The organism is Chitinophaga fulva, from assembly GCF_012927205.1.
In the GTDB taxonomy this organism is placed as follows: Bacteria; Bacteroidota; Bacteroidia; order Chitinophagales; family Chitinophagaceae; genus Chitinophaga; species Chitinophaga fulva.
The window spans coordinates 804,966-827,071 of the sequence record NZ_JABBGC010000004.1 but is presented as its reverse complement, the minus strand read 5'-3'; the positions used below and the strand labels follow the sequence as shown (position 1 = coordinate 827,071).

At 47.8% G+C, this 22,106-nt stretch carries 21 protein-coding genes and 3 tRNA genes; 11 read left to right on the top strand and 13 right to left on the bottom strand.

Annotated features, from left to right (window positions below; translation table 11 throughout):
- Window positions 1–273: 273 nt before the first annotated feature.
- The 4 genes from HHL17_RS31795 to HHL17_RS31780 all read right to left on the bottom strand — a co-directional run bounded on the left by HHL17_RS31795 (window position 274) and on the right by HHL17_RS31780 (window position 3,454).
- Window positions 274–346: transfer RNA gene (locus tag HHL17_RS31795), tRNA-Gly, on the bottom strand.
- 53 nt (window positions 347–399) lie between these two features.
- A tRNA-Gly gene (locus HHL17_RS31790) sits at window positions 400–475 on the bottom strand.
- Between the two features lie 226 nt (window positions 476–701).
- Window positions 702–1,928 (bottom strand): PepSY-associated TM helix domain-containing protein, encoded by a 1,227-nt coding sequence (locus HHL17_RS31785; RefSeq protein WP_240976013.1) that lies wholly within the window; start codon window positions 1,926–1,928, stop codon window positions 702–704.
- A 506-nt stretch (window positions 1,929–2,434) separates the two neighbouring features.
- Complete coding sequence (locus tag HHL17_RS31780; RefSeq protein WP_169228830.1) at window positions 2,435–3,454, bottom strand: glycosyltransferase family 2 protein; 1,020 nt, start codon at window positions 3,452–3,454, stop codon at window positions 2,435–2,437.
- A gap of 118 nt (window positions 3,455–3,572) precedes the next feature.
- Here HHL17_RS31780 and HHL17_RS31775 point away from each other — a divergent pair, with 118 nt between their 5' ends.
- The 7 genes from HHL17_RS31775 (at window position 3,573) to HHL17_RS31745 (ending at window position 9,208) form a co-directional block, all read left to right on the top strand.
- Entirely contained in the window at window positions 3,573–4,721 is a 1,149-nt protein-coding gene (locus HHL17_RS31775; protein ID WP_169228829.1) for a sensor histidine kinase, read from the top strand.
- A 107-nt stretch (window positions 4,722–4,828) separates the two neighbouring features.
- Window positions 4,829–4,912: transfer RNA gene (locus HHL17_RS31770), tRNA-Leu, on the top strand.
- Between the two features lie 183 nt (window positions 4,913–5,095).
- Entirely contained in the window at window positions 5,096–5,419 is a 324-nt protein-coding gene (locus tag HHL17_RS31765; RefSeq protein ID WP_169228828.1) for a hypothetical protein, read from the top strand.
- Between the two features lie 346 nt (window positions 5,420–5,765).
- On the top strand, window positions 5,766–7,019 hold the full coding sequence (locus tag HHL17_RS31760; protein ID WP_240976012.1) for a DUF2130 domain-containing protein: 1,254 nt from the start codon (window positions 5,766–5,768) through the stop codon (window positions 7,017–7,019).
- Window positions 7,020–7,051: 32 nt separating this feature from the next.
- Window positions 7,052–7,681 carry an HAD family hydrolase gene (locus HHL17_RS31755; RefSeq protein ID WP_169228826.1) on the top strand — a complete coding sequence of 210 codons (630 nt, stop codon included), beginning with the start codon at window positions 7,052–7,054 and terminating at the stop codon, window positions 7,679–7,681.
- 231 nt (window positions 7,682–7,912) lie between these two features.
- A complete protein-coding gene (locus HHL17_RS31750; RefSeq protein ID WP_169228825.1) occupies window positions 7,913–8,554 on the top strand; it encodes a DUF4136 domain-containing protein in 642 nt (213 codons plus the stop codon).
- Between the two features lie 33 nt (window positions 8,555–8,587).
- Window positions 8,588–9,208 carry an outer membrane beta-barrel protein gene (locus HHL17_RS31745; protein ID WP_169228824.1) on the top strand — a complete coding sequence of 207 codons (621 nt, stop codon included), beginning with the start codon at window positions 8,588–8,590 and terminating at the stop codon, window positions 9,206–9,208.
- A gap of 80 nt (window positions 9,209–9,288) precedes the next feature.
- Here the strand turns inward: HHL17_RS31745 and HHL17_RS31740 are convergent, their stop codons facing one another.
- Both HHL17_RS31740 and HHL17_RS31735 read right to left on the bottom strand, forming a co-directional pair.
- Window positions 9,289–10,308: an FAD:protein FMN transferase gene (locus tag HHL17_RS31740; protein ID WP_169228823.1), complete on the bottom strand. Its 1,020-nt coding sequence runs from the start codon at window positions 10,306–10,308 to the stop codon at window positions 9,289–9,291.
- A 140-nt stretch (window positions 10,309–10,448) separates the two neighbouring features.
- Window positions 10,449–11,627, bottom strand: a complete 1,179-nt coding sequence (locus HHL17_RS31735; RefSeq protein ID WP_169228822.1) for an acyl-CoA dehydrogenase family protein — start codon at window positions 11,625–11,627, stop codon at window positions 10,449–10,451.
- 190 nt (window positions 11,628–11,817) lie between these two features.
- Here HHL17_RS31735 and HHL17_RS31730 point away from each other — a divergent pair, with 190 nt between their 5' ends.
- Entirely contained in the window at window positions 11,818–12,255 is a 438-nt protein-coding gene (locus HHL17_RS31730) for a YciI family protein (RefSeq protein ID WP_169228821.1), read from the top strand.
- 86 nt (window positions 12,256–12,341) lie between these two features.
- Here the strand turns inward: HHL17_RS31730 and pyrF are convergent, their stop codons facing one another.
- Entirely contained in the window at window positions 12,342–13,163 is an 822-nt protein-coding gene (pyrF, locus tag HHL17_RS31725; RefSeq protein ID WP_168872127.1) for an orotidine-5'-phosphate decarboxylase, read from the bottom strand.
- Between the two features lie 271 nt (window positions 13,164–13,434).
- The gene (locus HHL17_RS31720) at window positions 13,435–14,532 is read right to left on the bottom strand and encodes an Mrp/NBP35 family ATP-binding protein (protein ID WP_169228820.1); all 1,098 of its coding nucleotides are present in this window, start codon (window positions 14,530–14,532) and stop codon (window positions 13,435–13,437) included.
- Window positions 14,533–14,660: 128 nt separating this feature from the next.
- Between HHL17_RS31720 and HHL17_RS31715 the strand changes: the two genes are divergently transcribed.
- Together HHL17_RS31715 and HHL17_RS31710 are read left to right on the top strand one after the other, a co-directional pair.
- Window positions 14,661–15,314, top strand: a complete 654-nt coding sequence (locus tag HHL17_RS31715) for a carboxypeptidase-like regulatory domain-containing protein (protein ID WP_169228819.1) — start codon at window positions 14,661–14,663, stop codon at window positions 15,312–15,314.
- A 111-nt stretch (window positions 15,315–15,425) separates the two neighbouring features.
- Window positions 15,426–16,310 (top strand): 3-hydroxyacyl-CoA dehydrogenase family protein, encoded by an 885-nt coding sequence (locus tag HHL17_RS31710; protein WP_169228818.1) that lies wholly within the window; start codon window positions 15,426–15,428, stop codon window positions 16,308–16,310.
- Between the two features lie 434 nt (window positions 16,311–16,744).
- On the opposite strand, the gene HHL17_RS31705 is transcribed toward HHL17_RS31710, so the two are convergent.
- Complete coding sequence (locus HHL17_RS31705; protein ID WP_169228817.1) at window positions 16,745–17,344, bottom strand: IMPACT family protein; 600 nt, start codon at window positions 17,342–17,344, stop codon at window positions 16,745–16,747.
- A 33-nt stretch (window positions 17,345–17,377) separates the two neighbouring features.
- Window positions 17,378–18,418, bottom strand: a complete 1,041-nt coding sequence (gene ribD / locus HHL17_RS31700) for a bifunctional diaminohydroxyphosphoribosylaminopyrimidine deaminase/5-amino-6-(5-phosphoribosylamino)uracil reductase RibD (RefSeq protein ID WP_169228816.1) — start codon at window positions 18,416–18,418, stop codon at window positions 17,378–17,380.
- 103 nt (window positions 18,419–18,521) lie between these two features.
- Here ribD and prmC point away from each other — a divergent pair, with 103 nt between their 5' ends.
- The gene (gene prmC / locus HHL17_RS31695; protein ID WP_169228815.1) at window positions 18,522–19,382 is read left to right on the top strand and encodes a peptide chain release factor N(5)-glutamine methyltransferase; all 861 of its coding nucleotides are present in this window, start codon (window positions 18,522–18,524) and stop codon (window positions 19,380–19,382) included.
- Between the two features lie 54 nt (window positions 19,383–19,436).
- Here prmC and HHL17_RS31690 read toward each other — a convergent pair whose 3' ends face one another.
- The 3 genes from HHL17_RS31690 to pepT all read right to left on the bottom strand — a co-directional run bounded on the left by HHL17_RS31690 (window position 19,437) and on the right by pepT (window position 21,919).
- Window positions 19,437–19,832 (bottom strand): ExbD/TolR family protein, encoded by a 396-nt coding sequence (locus tag HHL17_RS31690; protein WP_078667353.1) that lies wholly within the window; start codon window positions 19,830–19,832, stop codon window positions 19,437–19,439.
- Window positions 19,833–19,844: 12 nt separating this feature from the next.
- The gene (locus tag HHL17_RS31685; protein WP_169228814.1) at window positions 19,845–20,558 is read right to left on the bottom strand and encodes a MotA/TolQ/ExbB proton channel family protein; all 714 of its coding nucleotides are present in this window, start codon (window positions 20,556–20,558) and stop codon (window positions 19,845–19,847) included.
- 113 nt (window positions 20,559–20,671) lie between these two features.
- Window positions 20,672–21,919 (bottom strand): peptidase T, encoded by a 1,248-nt coding sequence (gene pepT, locus HHL17_RS31680; RefSeq protein WP_169228813.1) that lies wholly within the window; start codon window positions 21,917–21,919, stop codon window positions 20,672–20,674.
- Between the last annotated feature and the right edge of the window lie 187 nt (window positions 21,920–22,106).

Sequence of the window (22,106 nt, the reverse complement as noted above, 5' to 3'; positions counted from 1 at the left end):
CCGAAAAGCGGTGTACCTGTTTTCTTGTTGTGTATTTTTAAAATTTTCTAAACCTGGTTCACCCGGCTTTAACGGATATCTAATACCTGATGCACTCCGCCTGAATATTTTCCCTGCAGCCAAAGCCCCCCGCATCAAGTCCACCTTTACCCCAGGGTTACTATAGGGGTGCTGTATGTACCATAGCCGAAGTACTCCTATGGAGCAGGTTTATGAAGAACCCTACGGTACAGGGCAAAAAAAAGCCTGATCATGAATATGATCAGGCTTTAGAGCGGAAGACCGGGCTCGAACCGGCCACCCCGACCTTGGCAAGGTCGTGCTCTACCAAATGAGCTACTTCCGCAATTTTGACTAAGAACTTTTTTCGACGGATGATACTGTTAAAGCATTCCGGCTTGGAGCGGAAGACCGGGCTCGAACCGGCCACCCCGACCTTGGCAAGGTCGTGCTCTACCAAATGAGCTACTTCCGCAGGTGTTTTAAAACATAAAACTTTTAAGAACTTCCCGACTGTCGGCGCTTTCGGCGTGTTTGTTTTGCCGTGTGGCGTTTTCGCTGGGATTGCAAAGATAGGAAACGGACCGAAAACACAAAATATTTTTTCAAAGTTTTTAAAAAAATAGTTGCACACAATTGTAAATCATCTCCCCAAAACCAATACCATAGCCCATTTCAGGAAAACAAAAATTATTACAATTTTATACCGTATTCAGTCGCGCAACAGGTTTTGCCACCTTCTTTTTTGATTTTTTCTGTTTGCCCCACCAAACATAGAAGCCCGTCACCGGCAGCGATGCGCAGATAATACTGATCACAAAGGCAATAATTTTTCCTGGCAGTCCACCGATAGCACCCACATGAATATCATAATTCATCGCGATCAGTTTCTCTCCACGGTTCTTTTTTTTGTACTCGTTATGGCCTACCATTTTACCCGTGTACTGGTCAAACTGATACTCATCACTGCCAAAATAAATGTCTTTTCCTCTGTACCCGCCAATGGTATGTACGCCTTCAGGATACGCTGCCGGATATACGAAAACACGGGTGGCGTCTTTTATCAGGGGCTGAGCGGCAGTAAAGGCGATATCCAGCGGATTACCGGTGGCAGTAGCCGTGGCCGGACCAGAAGTGACCTGTTTCACTACCGGCGGCGTAGTAGTACCCGCAGCGGCCACATACACGGCCTTCTCGAACCAGGTAAAGGCCCATACCATACCCGTGAGGGCCAGCACCAGGGCTATAATGAGACTGTAAAAACCAAGCACATTATGCAGATCATAATTGACCCGTTTGAAACTGGCTTTCCATTTGATTTTGAAGCTCTGGTCGCGGGTGGCTTTGGTCCAGCGTTTTGGCCACCACATAATCAGCCCCGTAATCAACAAAATGACAAATATGAACGTACTCCAGCCTACTATTGGTTGACCATAGCGGGTATTCAGCAGCAGGCTCCAGTGTATCATCTTCACGATCGGGAAAAAGCTGTATTTGTAATTGATACGGCCATTAATGGCGCCGGTGTAGGGGTTTACGAACACAGATTCGTAATATTCCACACAGCCGAAATAGGTAAACGCGGTATCGTTGGCTTTATAGGCCATAAATTCCCAGGCACGGTCCGGCAGGCGCCAGGTAGTCATGGAAAGGATAGGCTTGTCTCCCAGTGCCTGCTGGGCATGTGTCCGCAGCTCGCTGAGCGGCAGCGTATGTTCCTGCGGCGTCACGAACATCTCCTTGTGGTAAATCATTTCATTGATTTCCCGCTGGAAAACAAACAAACAGCCTGTGACGGCGATGATCAGCACAATAATGCCGGAGGCCAGCCCCAGCCATAGGTGCAGCTTGTCAACCACCAGTCTTACTATAGATTTTTTACCCGGTTTGTGCGCTTCCTTCTTTTTCCGTTGGACCATTGTTGTCATAAAGCCATGCCGGAATTATCCGACACTACAAAATTCCCCGCTTATCGGTTAACAGGCTACTCGTATCGGGAATATAATTTACGCGAAAGGGAAAAGCATCGAACTAAAACAAACAATATCAGGGGCTAAAAAGAAAAACCTCCCGGGAAAACCGCGGGAGGCTGGATAATTATGTTTGGCAGTAAATAAGCGATCGCTTATGTTACTTACTTATATTTTGGATTATACAAGGAACTTTCCTGAACAGTCACATCAGGTTTACCCTGATATTTATGTTTATACAGATTGTAGCAACCTCCCAGCATAAATGCCACTAAACAAAACAGACCCACATAATAAAGGAAACGGGAGCGGGAAACCCTGTCGCGGGTGATGTCATTCTTATTTTCTACGGTATTGTGTTCCATATTCAGTTTATTTCCGGTGCAAACCTAACAAATATTTTGGATTTATTTATTTAGTTATCGGGATATTTTAGGGAGAAAACCGGGGATTTTCCTGATTTTTTATATCAGGTCCCTGAACTTCTTCTTCCGCAGGAAATAATAGCGCCAGATCATGATTCCATGGAAAACACCTTTCATCTTCATCAGTTTCACTTCCGGCAGCTCATGTTTGTTGACATATGTTCTCCGCCAGCGGTAGTAATCGCGGTAGGCGCGATAAATAGCCACCATGTCTTTCGGCTTGCCGGATACCAGGCTTTTAACACCAGCGAGAATATCCAGGAAAAAACGTTGGAACAGCACGATCCAGCGGTCTTCGCTATGCAGGTTTTTCCACAACATCATGAGGTTGTTGCGGAAGTTAAGATAAAGTTTGCGCGGATTGCCCTGTGGCAGACTGCCACCACCAACGTGGAACACTTTGGAACCAGGGCAGTAACAAACACGGTATCCGGCTCTTTGCAGGCGCCAGCAGAGGTCCACTTCTTCCATATGGGCGAAAAAATCGCGGTCAAACCCACCCACTTCCCGGAAACAGGCTGACCGGATAAAGAGCGCAGCGCCCGTAGCCCAGAAGATATCCTGCGTATCATCATACTGGCCCTCATCTTTTTCAGTGGTATACAGGATACGGCCCCGGCAAAAAGTATAGCCCAGCACATCCATCCAGCCACCGGCAGCACCGGCATATTCAAACTCGTCCGGCTGGTGGTAAGCCCGCATCTTAGGCTGACAGGCAGCAATGCGGGAATCTGATTCCATCAGCGCCACCACAGGCTCTATCCATCCCGGCTCCACCTCCACGTCCTGGTTCAGCAACACATAAATATCAGCCTCCACATGCGCCAGCGCTTCATTATAGCCACCTGCAAAACCGTCGTTGGAAGGATTACGGATAATCCGCACCGACGGGTAATGCGCTTCCACAAACGCCACACTGTCATCAGTAGAAGCGTTATCTGCCAGCACCAGCTGTAAATTACCATAAGTAGAGCGGCACACAGACGGCAGGAACTTCTCCAGGAAAGCCTTTCCGTTCCAATTTAATATAACGACAGCAACCGACGGCAATATGTGCAAATGATATTACGTTTATGCGTGAATAATAAAATAAAGAGATGCAAATATGCAACAAAGGATTCTAATATTTGCTAATCATCCCGAATCATCAAAGCGGAATAAGGCTTAAATTAGTTATATGTTTAGACAATACATCGGGTGGAAGTTCGTACTGGCCTCCATAGCAGTGCTCATTATCGTGACCACGATATGGTTCGTCAGCAACCTGACCAAAAAAATACAGGATGAAGAACGGAAAAAGGTTGCCACCTGGGTAGAGGCCAACCGGGAACTGCTCAAATCAGCCCCCGACGCAAACCTTAACCTCGCCACTGAAATAGTGACCACCAACACCACCATCCCCCTCATTCTGACCGATGAACAAGGACATATCCTCGACAGCCGCAACATCGATTCCGTACGCATCGAGCAAAATCCTGCCCACCTGCAGGAACAACTGTCGATATTTAAAAAACAACACCCTCCCTTTATCATGGAGGTAGACGCCAAACATAAACTGTACAACTATATTTATTACGGCGACTCCCTTATCCTGAAACAAATCCGCTACTACCCTTATATACAACTGGGCGTGGTAACACTCTTCATCGCCCTGGTGCTCTTTGCCTTGTCCAGCACCAACCGCGCCACCCAAAACCAGGTATGGGTAGGCCTTGCCAAAGAAACCGCCCACCAGCTCGGCACTCCCCTCTCCTCTATGGAAGCATGGCTGGAAATACTCCGGGAAAATGAAGCCAATACCATGATGGTGACAGAACTCGCCAAAGATGTAGACCGGCTAAAACTGATCACCGACCGCTTCTCCAAAATAGGCAGCGTGCCCAAACTGGAAGAACGCAACGTGCTTGAACAGATAGAAAACATGACCGCCTATATCCGGAAAAGAGCGCCGCAGAAAGTACGCTTCACCGTCCATTCCACCGAAAAGGAATTGCCCGTGATGATCTCTCCCCCGCTGTTTGACTGGGTAGTAGAGAACCTGCTAAAAAATGCGCTCGACGCCATGGAAGGCAGTGGCCGGATTGATATCAACATCGAAAACCACCCCACCTTCGTGACCATCGATATCGCTGATACCGGCAAGGGCATTCCCAAAATGAACTTCGAAAAAGTATTCAAGCCCGGCTTCAGTACCAAAAAAAGAGGATGGGGCTTAGGGCTCTCTTTAGCCAAAAGAATCATCGAAGAGTATCACAAAGGAAGACTTTTTGTAAAATCTTCAGAAATAAACAAAGGCTCTACTTTCCGCATCCTGCTTAGGAAGTAGCCGATTATACCACTGCAGCAAAAGACACATTTTTGAGAAAAAGCATAAATAAATTTGCTTATTTCTAAAAAGCCATTATTTTTGCAGCCCATTCTACCAGAAAAGATGCGAAGGTGGCGAAATTGGTAGACGCGCTACTTTGAGGTGGTAGTGCCTGAAAGGGCTTGGGAGTTCGAATCTCCTCCTTCGCACTCAAACAAAAAATCCCCGCTCTGAGAGCGGGGATTTTTTGTTTTTGGCAGTTACCCCTCGCCCAAAATTGTTACCCACCGCAGCGAGCATTCACACCCTGTTTTTTCGACATCTCCCTAAAGAAGGCCCCACTGATACCCGCACGCGCGGCCTGTGCTTAACTTTACAGAAATCCAACCCATATGAAAAAGCTAATCTTTTTAACGGTCTTATCCCTCTTGCTGGGTGTTTCTACTTTTTCTACGGCACATGATACAATTGGCATTATATCTCCCAAAAAGGCAACGCAGGTCATCACCTTCAATGTGACCTACTTTTGGAACGGCCAATTTGTCCCTTATTCAAATCTGTATATTAACGGACAGTTTGTGGCTACCATCATTTATGGGCCGTGGTTTGTCCAGGCAAACATCGGCGACTCCTATTACATTCAGGACCTTAACAGCACTGCGGCTGCATTCGGCACAATAACAAGCACCGTCATGAACGTCCAGCTAGGCAACTAATTCTTCAGACTAAACAATTGAAATTCAGTATTTTATACTGAATTTCAATTGTTTAAATTCCTTCTCCTGCAGCCGGTTTCTTAACAATTACATCATCATTCCTTAACGCGTAGCTAATAATAAAAGAAGAATTTAGCAACAGCCCCCAGACAGGAAATTGAACTATCTTATTGTAAAACCTTATTTGCTATTGTTTGTGCCATTTATCCAGACCGGAAGGAAGTCATGTTCCTTCCTTTTTTTATTCGTACCCGGCAAACCTTTCTAAATCCTATCTTTACGTAATTTTTGTACTGAAATTATGGGAACATCTATTACCTGTCCCAATTGCAGACACCAGTTTGTCATGGAGGATGCATTTGCTGCAGACATCGAGAAGGAAATGAGGGGGAAAATGGAATCTGAATGGCGCAAGCGCCTCGATTCCCTGCAAGCCGAAAAAACCAGCCTGTTGACGGAGAAAAACCGCATGGCGCAGGAACGCCAGCAGATAGAAGTGCTCCGGCAACAACAGGAACAGGAAGTCATCCAACGGGTACAATCAGAAAAAAAGCGGCTGCAGGAAAGCCTGTCAGAAGAGCTGCGCAAATCCATCACAGCAGATTTTGACAACCAACTGGCCTCGCTCCGTGAAACCAACCAGGAGCAGGAAGCCCGGCTGCGCGAAGCCCGCAAACAGGAACTGGACTTTCTCCGGAAAGAACAGGAACTGAAAAATAAAGAGCAGGAACTGGAACTGGACCTGCAGAAAAAACTGATGGAAGCCCGTGGTGAACTGGCGGAGAAAATACGCACAGAAGAAACAGAGCGCAATAAACTGAAAGATACCGAATACCAGATGCGCATGCGCGAACTGGAAAAACAACTGGAAGACCAGCGTAAACTGGCGGAAGAAATGAAACGCCGCGCAGAACAAGGCTCCACCCAGTTACAGGGCGAAGTGCAGGAGCTGGTGCTGGAGGAAATGCTCCGCAGCACCTTCCCGTTTGATGAAGTGACGCCTGTAGGCAAAGGTGTGCGTGGCGCCGACTGTGTCCAGCTGATACGTAACTCCTTCGGCCAGGAATGCGGCCGCATCATTTACGAAAGCAAAAGGACCAAAGAATTTGCGCGTGACTGGGTAGAGAAACTGAAAGCCGACATGCGCAGCCAGGGAATAGACGTGGCCATCCTCGTTACCCAGACCATGCCCCGTGATATGGAACGCTTCGGCGAAAAAGAAGGTATCTGGATCTGTACTTTCGCAGAAGTAAAATCACTCGCCTATGTACTGCGCGATGGTATTATCAAAATCGCCGGCAGTATCCGCACACAGGAAAACAAAGGAGATAAAATGCATATGCTTTACGGTTACCTCACCAGCAGCGAATTCGCTGAGCAATGGAAGGCTATCCGTGAAGGTTTTATGGCCATGAAACTCTCCATCCAACGCGAACGCGATGCCATGGAAAAACTATGGAAAGCCCGCGAAAAACAGCTGGAAAAAGTACTACTCAACGCTGCACATATCAAAGGCTCTATCGAAGGTATTGCCGGCAGCGACTCCGTAGATCTCAAACTACTGGAAGACGCTGCTGATGAAATATCCGACGGCCTTTAAACTCAATCGCTTTCTAATTGTCTCATTAACCTATGAAAAGCCAAACGAAGAACGTGTACGACACAATTATTTTTGATCTGGGATCGGTGCTGATCGACTGGAATCCCCGTTACCTGTACCGCAAAATATTTGCTACAGAAGCAGAAATCGACAATTTTCTGCAGAACATCTGCACATCCGACTGGAACGAAGAACAGGATGCAGGCAGAAGTCTGCAGGAAGCTACTGAAATGTTGGTAGCCCACCATCCGGCACATGAAGCGCAGATACGCGCCTACTATGGCCGCTGGAAAGAAATGCTCAACGGAGAAATCCCGGGATCAGTACAACTGCTCCGCCAACTGAAAGACAGCGGTAAATACAAATTATACGCACTCACCAACTGGTCTAACGAAACATTCCCCCTGGCCCTGGTGGAATTCCCCTTCCTGCAATGGTTTGACGGTATCGTGGTGTCCGGCCGCGAAAAACAACGCAAACCCTTTCCCTCTTTTTATCAACTTTTACTCAACCGTTACCAGGTTGATGCAGAACACGCGCTGTTTATCGATGACAATCTCCGTAATGTAAAAGCGGCAGAAGAACAAGGCATCGACAGCGTCCATTTCGTTCATCCGGAGCAGTTAAAAGATGCATTAGTTTCCAAAAACATATTAAATTAATCGTCTTCGTTAAAAGCTCATTTTGTTAACCCAAATTTCTTTTTAAGATTCCCTTAACAATTAACCACTAAACTTCCTGTAACATCTTTCTATCCAAAGCGTTGAATAATAGGAAATACGGAAACTTCCCTGCAGCCGCGTGCCAGCCGGCGTTATATGTTAACATTTGACACGCATTCCGCTGTTAACCTTTACGGAAGAGACCTATCATAAAAATTAATACGCGAGGATATGAAAAGAACAATGTATTTACTAAGTGCTGTTGCCGCTCTCGTGGCAATGATTTCCATCAGCAGTTGCCGTAAAGACCCCTTGAAAGACATGACAGACGAGGAGTCCAGGATTTATATCACTAACCACGACAACACGGTTGATTTTACTTCCTATTCCACTTTCAGCATCGTTGACTCCGTGGCCGTGTTGAGCAGAAACAGTGATTCTGCCAAAAAAGCGCTGACCACCTACGACAAACAACTGATTGCTTCCGTAACGGCTGCCATGAAACAGAGAGGTTATACACTGGTGGACAAATCCGCTAAACCTGATCTGGGCATTAACCTTACCCGTATTGACAACTCCTACACAAGCATCGGCTGGAATCCAGGCTGGTGGGGCGGCCCGGGCTACTGGGATGCTGGCTGGTGGGGTTATCCCGGCGGCGGTTGGTACTGGCCTTCCTATTATACCGTGTACCAGGTAAATGAAAAACAAACAGCGATCGATCTCTTCGATCTGAAAAATGCCAAGAACGACAAGTTCAACGTTATCTGGAACGCCCTGTGGCGTGGCTCTGGAGTATGGAGCACCAACAACGTAGATCCGATGGTACAGGCTTCCTTTGCACAATCAGCTTACCTGAGCAAAAGCAAATAAAGTCCATTCCGAAATTTTTAAATTGATAGAGAGATGAAAAAGATAAAAAACTGGCTGCTGATTTTTGCGGGATGTATCGCTGCACAGGCTGTGTCTGCGCAAAGCCGTCCACCCTTGTCCATAGACCTCAATTACTCCATTGCCCAACCTTTTGGTTCTGTGAAAGACTACGCCAACAAAACCAGCTTCCGTGGCTGGTCCGCTGGCCTGTCCTATATGCTGAATGATCGCCTGTCTGTTGGCGTACGCAGCGGCTACCAGGATTTCTATAAAAGACTGCCTCGCGCGGTATACCCCGATAAACAAGGAGATGTATCTGCGGTACAGTCCCGCACCCTGCAAGTGATACCGCTGCAGGCCACTGTAGGTTATGCTTTCACGCCGGCCACCAGCGTAGTTATTCCTTACGGTGTGCTCGGCATTGGCGCCGCCAATATGAACTATGAAAAATACTGGGGTGAGTTTGTAGACAAGAAAAACAGCTGGCAGTTTATGGTCAGCCCGGAAATAGGTATCAACATACCTTTCGGCCAATATTCACCCGTAATGTTTAATGCCAATGTACGGTACAACTATGCGCCGTACAAATACAATGAGATCACCAGCTTTAACAGCATCCAGGGAAATATTGGTATTAAAGTACACATACACTAAAACATCTTTTATCCATATTCATGAAAGAGGAATAGTGAGGATGTGCCCCGCTCCGTTTATACGAAGCGGGGTTTTTATTTTTATGGCACAAAAAAGTATTGGCTGAAACCCTTGCTGTAAGCCTCTTTGATACTACCATCGGCGGCTTTGTAGATATACAGCGCTTCCAGTCCGTACGCCGGATGCTGCGCTATAAACTTCAATCCTTTTTCCACGCCCATTAATATCAGGGGATTATCAAATGCATCCGCCGTAAAACAATCTTTCGCGATCACCGTCACACTGATGATCTGATTATGCAACGCCACGCCCGTCACCGGATCGATGGTATGCGCAAAACGGGTACGTCCCTGATCAAAAAAACGGCGGTAGTTGCCACTGGTGGCAATGCCCATATTCTTCAATTCCACCATAGCCTGTATGGGTTCATATGTTGTATCTCCAGGCGCCGGGCGCTCAATACCGATACGCCAGCTTTTGCCCTGCTGGTTCACCCCTTTGGCACATAGTTCCCCGCCTACATCTACGAGATAATTCCGAATGCCCTGCTGCTCCAGAAACCTGCCCAGTACATCTACCGTATATCCCTGCGCGATACCATTACAATCTATCTGTACGCCTTTTTTTGTTGTAGTGAGATGATCCCCTTTTACCGACAGGTAACGGTAACCCACATACGATAAAGCCTTTTTGATACTATCTGCCGGCGGCACGCCCCTGAAAGAAGGTTTGGTAACGCCAAAACCCCAGAGATATACCAGCGGCTTCACCGTAATATCAAAGATGCCGTTGGTTGCTTTGCTGGCGTACATAGCTTTATCCACTACGTTCCGCATATGTTCATCCATTTTCACATCGCCGGAAGCATTGAACTGATTGATGAGAGAGCCGGGCTTGTACAACGACAGCGACTGGTCTATCACCGCAAATACAGAGTCGATACGGCCCTGCAGCGAAGCCGTGTCCGGAGCAAGGTATTTCACAATGTAATAAGTGCCCTGCGCCTTTCCTTCAAAAGCCACCAGTTTCAACGGTTGTTCCTGCGCCTGTGCCGCAGCCACGGTACATACACTCATCAAAAACAATAAAATCATCTTCATAAAAAACAGATAACATGGATAACGGACAGGTAAGATAATATTTTGCAATGGGGTTTTCTGTAACAATTGCCATAAAACACAATACCGGCAACCATGCAGGGATATGCATAGCTGCCGGTACTTTATCGGAGAAATACAGGCTATTTAAAAGCATCAAAGCCGGTAACATCCATACCGGTGATCAACAGGTGGATCTCGTGCGTGCCTTCGTAGGTAAGCACACTCTCCAGGTTCATCATATGCCGCATTACCGGGAACTCGCCGGTGATGCCCATACCACCCAGGATAGAGCGGGCGTCGCGGGCTATTTTGGTAGCCACTTCGCAGGAGTTGCGTTTAGCCATGGAGATCTGTGCCGGTGTGGCCTTGCCTTCATTTTTTAATACACCCAGGCGCCAGTTGAGCAGCTGCGCTTTGGTAATTTCCGTTACCATTTCAGCGAGTTTCTTTTGCGTAAGCTGGAAACCACCGATAGGACGGCCGAACTGGCTGCGTTCTTTAGAATAACGCAGGGCGGTGTCGTAACAGTCCATCGCGGCGCCGATCACGCCCCATGCAATACCATAGCGGGCAGAAGAAAGGCAGCTGAGTGGTCCTTTCAGTCCTTTCACCAACGGCAGAATATTTTCTTTGGGTACCCTAACATTATCGAATACCAGTTCACCGGTAGCGCTGGCGCGTAGGCTCCATTTACCTTTTGTTTCCGGTGTGGTAAAGCCTTCCATGCCGCGTTCCACAATGATGCCACGGATGACTCCTTCGGGGTCTTTAGCCCATACTACGGCAATCTGTGCAAATGGCGCATTGGATATCCACATTTTTGCACCGTTGAGAATAACGTGGTCACCATCTTCGCGGTAGTTGGTGATCATACCGGCCGGATTGGAACCGTGGTCTGGCTCGGTGAGGCCGAAGCAGCCCATCCATTCACCAGTGGCCAGTTTAGGCAGGTATTTCTTTTTCTGCGCTTCGCTGCCGAAAGTAAAAATGGGATACATTACCAGGGAGCCTTGTACGGAAGCGGTAGAACGGATGCCACTGTCGCCTCGTTCCAGCTCCTGCATCATCAGTCCATAGGCGATATGGTCCATACCGCCACCGCCGTATTCCTGCGGGACAGTAGGGCCAAAACAGCCCAGTTCGCCGAGCCCCTTTAAAATTTGCGAAGGAAATTCAGCACGCTGGCAATAATCTTCAATAATGGGTGAAACCTCTTTCTTTACCCATTGCCTTACTGTATCGCGGATTAACAGGTGTTCTTCTGTCAACAAACCATCTACAGCATAATAATCCGGTGACTGGAATAAATCTTTAGACATCTGTTCGTATTTAATACCCCAATATAACCAATTACGAATTACGAACGACGGATGGTACGCTACCGATAACGGTGACGGCTAATGGCGGACTTCGCTAACGCATTAGCTATCAATCATTCATCATCATTACTTAATTTAATTCTAATTCACAATTCGTTATTGATTAACTACCTTCGGTGAAAATAACCATATGGCAAGCAAAGTTATTCCTGCAATTTTTCTGCTGGGATTTCTGGTGATCGTGATGGTATCTTTTCATCCCGCTGCTTTGCAATCAGTATCATCATCTATCCATGAAGCCCATCAAAAGACAGATGCCGACCCGAACATGAAACGTTACTGGATGGTATTTCTGAAGAACGGCCCGCACCGCGACCAACCGGCAGTAGCAGCAGCCGGCATTCAGACCGCACACATGCAGCATATACAACAACTGGCGCAGACCGGCAAATTGCTGGTAGCAGGCCCTTTTGACAATGATGGCGATATGAAGGGGATATTTATACTGGATTGCAGGGACAGTCTGGAAGCGGTGCAGCTGGTGAAGGAAGATCCGGCGGTGCGTGCAGGGAGATTACGTTTTGAGGTACTTCCGTGGTGGACAGAAAAAAACTGTGTATTCAAATAATTGCCTGAGTGGCGGTTAACTTTCAGCCTTCCGGAAAAAACTTTTCAGGGCCGGCTAAAAGCTAACGCCAACGGCTATTGTCAGTATCAGAGGCTGACAGTTGTCTGATTCAGGTAAGTGGCCATTTCCTGCTGGTATTGCAGGGCGGCATTACGGGCATCGGTGGCGAAGTCTTCACCATTGCCGGCATAGATGATCCCACGGCTCACATTCACGAGCAGGCCGCAATCTTTGTTCATGGCCTGTGTGGAAATTTCCTGCAGGCTGCCTCCCTGAGCGCCTACACCCGGCACCAGGAAAAAGTTGTCCGGCGCCATTTTGCGGATGTAGCCCAGTTGAGCGGATTGCGTAGCGCCTACCACAAACATCAGGTTGTCTGGTGTACCCCATTCCATCGCTGTTTTTATCACTTTTTCAAACAACAGCTCATCTCCTGCCTGTTGCAGCTGGAAATCCTGGCTGCCTTCATTGGAAGTGAGTCCCAGAAGAATGGTCCACTTTTCCGGGAACTGAAGGAATGGCAGTACGCTGTCTTTACCCATATAAGGTGCTACCGTAACGGAATCAAACTTATACGTATCAAAAAAAGTTTTGGCGTATTGAGTGGAAGTATTGCCGATATCACCGCGTTTAGCGTCAGCAATGGTAAAGATACCGGAAGGGATGTATTCTACCGTCCGCTGCAGGCTCTCCCATCCGCGGATGCCCATACATTCGTAAAAGGCCGTATTGATTTTATACGCCACACAAAGGTCTTTGGTAGCGTCAATAATTGCCTTGTTAAAGGCAAACACCGGATCTGCGTGAGACAGCAGGTGTTTTGGAATCTTTTGCATGTCTGTATCCAATCCTACGCACAGATAAGATTGTTTTTCCTTAATAAGATTCACCAATTCCTGTCGATTCATAGTCGGTTTTATTTGGGGCGCAAAGTTAAGTAAAACTTAAGCATTGCAGCAGTTTAAACATATTATGATTACCTCTAAAATATCTTACTGTAATGTATTTGTTATGGCCGTTATGCTTTACCGACAATCATTTCGGAGGAAGATTCAACTAAAGGTAAGGAAAAAAAGAATGAAGATTTTCCAAAAAAAACAGCGAAAATGCTGTGGAGGCTACCACTTCATTTTCGCTGTAGATATGTAATTCCGGGGTTAAAGCCCCGACTGGGTGATTTTATACGATCACATCCACAATTTTAGTGGGTGCGATATTGGCGTTACGCATGGCAATGCTTCTGGCAGTGGCACCGGCCACGTCCAGGAAGGCTTTGCGGGTAATTTTATCATCGCTGGCCATAGCAGGCTGGCCACTGTCGCCACCCTCACGGATGCTCTGCACCAGCGGGATCTGGCCCAGGAATGGTATTTCCAGGTCTTCTGCCAGTTTTTTACCGCCTTCTTTTCCGAAGATATAGTATTTATTGTCAGGCAATTCAGCCGGTGTGAAGTAGGCCATATTTTCCACCAGTCCAAGGATCGGCACATTGATCTGCTGTCCGTTGAACATAGCGATACCTTTCTGTACGTCTACCAGTGCTACGTCCTGCGGGGTAGTCACCATCACCGCGCCGGTTACCGGTACGGTCTGTACCAGTGTCAGGTGGATATCGCCGGTGCCGGGAGGCATATCGATCACGAGGTAATCCAGTTCACCCCAGTATACGTCTGTCAGGAATTGTCTGAGCGCGCTGCTGGCCATTGGGCCACGCCAAACCACTGCCTGTCTTTCATCGATCAGCAGGCCGATGGACATCACTTTGATGCCGTATTTCTCTATCGGCTGGATCATGCCTTTACCTTCCACATTCACCATCATCGGTCTTTCGCCACGCAGGCCAAACATAATGGGAACAGACGGACCGTAGATATCAGCATCCATCAGGCCCACACGGGCGCCATCACGGCCCAGTGCCAGCGCCAGATTGGCCGCTACGGTAGATTTGCCCACGCCGCCCTTTCCGGAGGCCACGACAATAATATTTTTTACGCCGGGCAGTACACCTTTACCTTCCGTGCGCCGCGAGCTTACATTGGCTGTCATCACTACTTCCACTTCAGCGTCCTTGCTCACTATCATATGAATGGCATTAACACACGCATTCCTGATAAGATCTTTCAACGGGCAGGCTGGTGTTGTCAGCACTACCGTAAACTTCACCTTATTGCCGTTTATCTCTATATCTTTTACCATGTTCAACGTCACCAGATCCTTTCCCAGATCGGGTTCTTCGACGTTGCTCAGGGCCTGTAAAATCTGCTCTTTCGTCATCATAAATTGTTGTTAAAATTCGATTCCTATCTGCAAAGTTAACCCAATTGGAAGTTAATTTACAAACTCTTCTTCGCGTTCATCCATCGCAGGGAGACAAGTAAATTAAATTTCTATATCTTAGGGCCGGCATGCATCACAAAAGATCCTACATACTGTCACTTATCCTGGTGTTCCTTTTATCTCCTTTCCTGTTGAAGGCCCAAATTGCGGATTTCAGGGACAGCGTTATTCAAATTTCAGGGATTACCATGACAGCCGACAGCCTGCGGGCCGTACCAGCAGTCAGCGTTCTCGTCAGAGGCCAGGGCCGCGGTACCATTTCCAATTCCGCCGGTGTCTTCTCCATCGTGGTTTTTAAAGGTGATACCCTCACTTTTAGCGCAGTAGGCTTCAAAAAGAAAGACTATAAAATACCGACCACACTCAAAGGCAATAATTTCTCTCTGATACAACTCATGGTGGAGGATACCACCTATCTTCCAGTAACCATCATCAAACCCTACCTCAACCGGCAGGAGTTTGAAAGGGCGTTCGCCAGTATGGACATCCCCGATGATGCCTACGAAATAGCCCGTAAAAACACGGAAAACGCCCGTCTGAGGGCCATGACCCGCTTTACGCCCATCGATGGGGCAGAAGGCACCAACATGTATCTCAACAAACAGGCGCAATCCCTGTATTATGCCGGTCAACCACCTCCACAGAACATCTTCAACCCACTCGCCTGGGCACAATTTATCCAGGCCTGGAAACGGGGTGACTTCAAACGGAACTCTGATTGACATGATTAATGCTGATTCGCCTGATCGCGGAGATTAGTGCGGAGATGGTATTTTTTTGGAGCACACGATTTTAATTATATTGCTCTATCATTCAGAACCAAAATAATCTCCATGCAAAAAGTAGCGGTTATAGGCGCAGGCACCATGGGCAATGGTATCGCGCACGTATTTGCCCAGAACGGCTATGCGGTAAACCTGATAGATGTATCAGCTGCAGCCCTCGAAAAGGCCATACAAACCATCAGCAAGAATCTCGACAGACAAGTTGCCAAGGGCACTGTTACCGAAGAACAAAAAGCTCAGACACTCGCTAACATCAATCCCCTCGCCTCTATTCCTGATGGCGTAAGAGAAGTGTCTCTCGTGGTGGAAGCAGCTACCGAAAATGTAGCGCTGAAACTGAAGATATTCCAGGATCTCGATCAACACGCCCATCCGGACGCTATCCTGGCCACCAATACCTCTTCCATCTCCATTACCAAAATAGCCGCCGCCACCAAACGGCCGGCAAAAGTAATCGGCATGCACTTCATGAACCCGGTGCCTGTGATGAAACTGGTGGAGATCATCAACGGCTATGCTACTGATAAAAGCATTACCCAGGAAATTGTGGCCCTCTCCGAAAAACTGGGCAAAGTGCCCTGCGTAGTAAACGACTATCCCGGTTTCATTGCCAACCGTATCCTCATGCCCATGATCAATGAAGCCATCTACTCCCTCTTTGAAGGCGTAGCCGGCGTGGCTGAAATAGATACGGTGATGAAACTCGGTATGGCCCATCCGATGGGACCACTGCAACTGGCAGATTTCATCGGGCTGGACGTATGCCTCTCCATCCTGAATGTGTTACATGATGGTTTTGGCAACCCGAAATATGCACCCTGCCCCCTGCTGGTCAACATGGTCACCGCCGGATATCTCGGCGCGAAAAGCGGGGAAGGTTTCTACAAATACACTCCAGGCAGCAAAGACCTTGTGGTAAGCCCACGGTTTTAATTTCGAATTACAGCCGACGAAATACGAATGGAGGGTTTTCTTAGGGAAATGTTAATAATTTAACTTCCCATAAGAAAACCCTCCATTCATTATGTCTAATTCGTAATTTGTATTCGATTTAACAACCAGCATTGTCCGGTTTTGGACGTTCGGCTTTCGTGTTCGGACAATCTTATCGACCTAATTACTGTATAACTTATTCATTTTCAACAAATCTTTTTCTGGCATATTCTTTTATCGTCCTCGTTATCACCCTAATATTACAACTATGTTGAAACGTTATCGATTCTTCTTAATTACAGCAGCCGCAGTGGCTACCCTGCTGTTATTAAAAAGAGCATGCGTTAATTTGGACACCCCGGAAGCCTCTCAATCGCCTTACCTCTGTTTTGAACTGTTTGCCGATTTTCACCTGACGGGGAAACATGCCGCCGCTACTTCAACGCCTTTATCTCCAGTCCGTGAATGTCGCGAAGGCGTAAAAGGCACAGTTCCTCGTTCGCCCGGGGCACTCCTATGTCCATAGTACAAAAGAGCTGCAGCTCCTGCGCCAGTACGGTGCAGTTATTTTGTTTCACAACGATCATCACATCATTCATGATGGTATAATCGAACGTGAGATGATATTTTGATTCTATGTTTTTCTGAATAGCCGGCACCAGTTGCAATACCATGGAAGCACTCAGCTTATAAGCATTGATCAGTCCGGGAACACCCAGCAACGTACCCCCGAAATAACGCACCACCACTATCAGCACATCTGTTACCTGTTTACTGTCTATTTGTCCGAGGATAGGTTTACCCGCAGAACCGGAAGGCTCTCCGTCATCATTGGCACGGAACTGTAGTCCATCCGTACCTAACCGGTAAGCATAACAATGGTGGGTAGCTTTGGGATGCTCCTTTTTCACTTCCATCAGACAATCTTTCACCGCTTCGGGGGTCTTCACGGGAAATACATAAGCCAGAAATTTGCTGCCCCTGTCCCTGAATTCAGCCACAGCGGTTTTATCAATAGTAAAATAAACCTCCATCTATATATTTTAGAAAAACCAGATATTCTTGTTTTAACCACGACGGTAAATGTCGATACGGTCATCTTCCAGGTGTATGCTCTCTGCTACTGTTGCCCGCCGCAGTACCGGCGCTGCCAGTCCGTCTGACAGTGTATTCGTCCCCGTTATTACGCGCGCTTCGTCCCAAAGATCCGTTTCCAGGAAACGTTGTAACAGATAAGGACCACCTTCCACCAGCACGCTCTGTATCTGGCGCTGGTAAAGATGTTGCATGAGTTGTGGCAACAATGGCGAGGTAAAGTCGAGTTGCATCATGTCCACTTTTTCTTCCTCCGCTTTTTCCGCCGTGATGAAGATGGTAGGAATACTGCCATCCCACAGGTGATGCGTGCGGGGCACAGACAATGTTCTGTCGATGACCAGTCGCACAGGGCTTTTACCGGGCCACAGCCGGGTATTCAGTTGAGGATTATCGAGGATAGCCGTGCGGGTACCCACCAGGATAGCCATCTCCTCGCTGCGCCAGCGGTGTACCAGCCGGTCGCTCCAGCGGTTGGAGATACGCACCGGCACTCCGTCGGGGCCGGCCATAAAGCCATTGCGGCTCTGCGCCCATTTCAGGATAATATAAGGCCGCTGCTGCTCATGAAAAGTAAAGAAGCGCCGGTTGATAGCCCTGCATGCTGCTTCCAGCACACCGGTATGTACTTTTACACCAGCCTTTTCCAGTTTCTCGATACCTTTTCCGGCCACGGCAGAGAAAGTGTCCACACAACCGATCACTACTTCCGGGATTTTTTCTGACACGATCAAATCTGCACAGGGTGGCGTTTTGCCATGATGCGCACAGGGTTCAAGGCTTACATACATCGTGGCCCGCTGGACCAGGGGCTTGTCCTCTGCCGTAACGCTGTTCACACAGTTCACTTCCGCATGTGCCTGACCATATTGCCGGTGGTAACCTTCCCCGATGATTCGGCCCTGATGCACCAGCACCGCCCCTACCACCGGATTAGGCGCCGCGTTGCCGCGACCCATTTCAGCCAGCTCCAGGCACCGCCTCATAAAAATTTCATGGTCTGTGCTATTCATGATACCCTGTTAAGTAATATTTTTGCCAAAATTACGTTTTTAGCCGACGGAAAATGCCAATCACCTCCTGGTTTGTATTTTCCGGCTTCTTAAATTATCAAATTTGACAATACAAACAGCCTTTACCTATATCACAGGTGCCATAGGCGATTTATACGATGCGCGCGAAGCCGCCAATATAGCTCATATTGTACTGGAGCATATAACGGGCATGAATAAACTGGACCGCCTCGTGCATAAAGCCAAATTGTTGACGCCCGATCAGAATGCCCGGCTCAAAAGCGCCATAGAAGCGCTGCAACGGATGGAGCCGGTACAATATATAACCGGTTCCGGCTGGTTTTATGGCATGGAACTGACCGTTAACCATCACGTACTGATTCCCCGGCCGGAAACAGAAGAGCTGGTAGCATGGATCATACAGGACCTGGCAGGGCATCCCCGCCCCCACCTGCTGGACATCGGCACCGGCAGCGGCTGTATCCCGCTGGCATTAAAACAGCATATCCCCTCCTCCGTGGTAGCAGCCATCGATGTCAGCGAAGATGCCCTGGCGGTAGCCCGCGGAAACGCAGCCAAGCTGCGGCTGGAAGTGGAATTCTCCCGCCTCAGCGCCCTCGATGAGCAACAAATGGCCACACTGCCTGCATTTGACGTGATCGTCAGCAATCCGCCCTACATCACACAAAGCGAACAAGCCACTATGCAGCAACAGGTATGGGGCTTTGAACCTTCCATCGCGCTTTTTGTGCCGGACAATGACGCACTGCTGTTTTACCGGCATATCGCCCATACTGCGCTACAGAAGCTCAATCCCGGCGGCGCACTTTACTTTGAGATCAATGAATCACTGGGACAGGAAGTAGTCCAACTGCTACAGTCACTGGGATTCAGGGAGGTAACACTCCGGCAGGACATGTTCGGCAAAGACAGAATGGTAAAAGGCAGTTTACCTGAAAAATAAAAAAGAAGCAAGGGAATCCCCTTGCTTCTTTCGTTTATACGTTTGTGGACCGCGTTATTGTTTAGCCGTTGCCAGCACTACTTTCGCGCCTATCTGTTTGGCTACTTCCATCACATTCACCACATCTTCTATCGGCACTGATTTCTCCGCATTGATCACAATGGTAGGATCTACCTTCTCATTGGCGACAGCCGGGGCCAGCGCTTGTTTGAGGCCTTCAAAAGGCACCTTGGTGGTACCCACGAAGAACTCATGTTTTTCGTTGATGCTCACCACCACCGTTTGTTTGGCTTTGGTATTGCTCTGGGCTTTAGGCAACATCAGCTTGATGACGTTGGGATTGGCCAGCGTGGATACAATCAGGAAGAACAACAGCAGAATGAACAGGATGTCATTCAATGCCGAGTTGTGCATTTCCACGTGTTTCTTATTTCTCCTGCGTAAATTCATGAGCCGTGGTTTTTAGCGGGTAGGTTCCTGCAGGATATCGGTAAATTCCGCTGCAGAGGCTTCCATCTTGTTAACAACCTTGTCTATCTGTGCATTCAGGAAACTGTAACCGATAAAGGCCACAATACCGATAATCAGACCGGTAGCGGACGTGATCATCTTCACATAAATACCACCCGCAATGGTGCCCAGCGTAATATCAGATGTGATAGAGATATTGAAGAACGTCTGGATCATACCTGCGATGGTACCCAGAAACCCGAACATCGGCGCAATACCTGCGATGATGGAAAGGATCACCAGATTTTTCTCCATCCGGTAGATTTCCAGTTTACCCACATTTTCCATGGACTTCTCGATGGACTCGATCGGCTTACCGATACGCTGAAGGCCTTTGTCGATCATTCGCGCAATAGGCCCCTGCGTGTTTTTGGCGAGGGAACGGGCACCCATAATATTGCCGGTAGTGATCTGGTCACGGATCATTGGCATAAAGTTATCTTCCAGGCGGCCAGCCTTTGCAATGGTCAGATACCTTTCTACAAACACAAATACAGCGATGATGGAGAGAATACCCAATGGAATCATGAGTACGCCCCCTTTCATGAGCATGTCTATCAGATGTATCTGTTGTGGTGGTGCTGCAGCTGCATTGGCGGCCTGCGCTAATGAATCGGCCTTCGGAAGCAATGTATCCTGCAATAATGTGATGAGCCCTAGTATCATGTGGATTTTCTTCTATTAACGGTTAAAATAGTAAAATAATTACGAATTAAGAATTACGAATGACAAATGGAGACGTTGTCATGCATCATTCGTAACCCATCATTTGTAATTGATCAGGCCTTTTCCTCCCAAACTTGTGCCAGATATACAATTGTCTGCACCGCTTTCTGCATATCCTGGATGCTGACGTATTCCTGTTTGCTGTGGAGGGCCATTTCACCGGTAAAAATATTGGGGCATGGCAATCCCATGAAGGACAGGCGGGAACCGTCGGTACCGCCACGGATGCTCATTTTCAGCGGCTGCACGCCGGCGCGGCGGATAGCTTCCGCTGCATGGGCTGTTACCTCCGGATGCAGGTCCAGCACCTCTTTCATATTGCGATATTGTTCGGTGACTTTCAGTCTCGCACGGGCATCGGGATAACGCTCCAGCACTTTCTCCATCTGACGGCGCAGGAAAGCCTCATGTGATTCCAGATTGGAGGTAGCGAAGTCACGGATAATAAAGTCGATTTCTGTTTTTTCCACGGTGCCGCTTATACGTACCGGATGGATGAATCCTTCCCTGTCTTCTGTTGTTTCAGGAGAAAGACTGTCTTTCGGCAGCGCATCCACGATCTCGCTGGCAATCTTAATAGCGCTCACCAGTTTGTCTTTCGCTGAACCGGGATGGGCACTCACGCCATATACCGTAATACGGGCGCCATCGGCGGAGAAGTTCTCATCTTCCAACGAACCCAGTTCACCGCCATCCATGGTATAACCAAATTGAGCGGCAAGTTTTTTCATGTCTACCTTTTCCACACCGCGACCCACTTCTTCATCAGGCGTGAACAGGATACGGATAGCGCCATGCTTTATTTCCGGATGTGTCATCAGGAAATTGGCAGCGTCCATGATCTCCGCTACACCGGCTTTATCATCTGCACCCAGTAAAGTAGTACCGCTGGCAGTGATGATATCATCTCCCTTTTTGGAGGCCAGGTAAGGATGTTCACGCGGACTGATCACCACGCTGCTGTCATCAGGCAATACGATATCACCACCATCATAAGCACGATGCACAATAGGTTTTACACCTGTGCCGCTACTGTCAGGAGAAGTGTCCACATGGGAACAGAAACAGATAACCGGCACTTGTTTGTCGGTATTGGCCGGAATAGTGGCATATACGTAACCATGTTCATCCAGTTCCGCATCTGTGATGCCCATTTCATGTAATTCCTTTACCAGCAGGCGGGACAGGTCTTTCTGCTTTTCAGTGGTCGGAAAGCTGGTGCTTTGCGGATCGGATTGTGTATCTATTTGCGCGTAACGAATAAAGCGCGTATCAACAGTGTATGAATAATTTGTAAACATATTGCAAACGTAAGGAAAAAACCGGTGTACCCTTTTGCCGTAAAATTTTCTGTTTTACCATCTCTCACAATAGCTGTTTCAGTAAAATATTCTACAAAAGGATAAAATCCTTATACAAAACACCAATTTTTTTATTCTTCATAAAACAAACATACAATAATAATAGGTTTGCTGGTAACAAAAACCA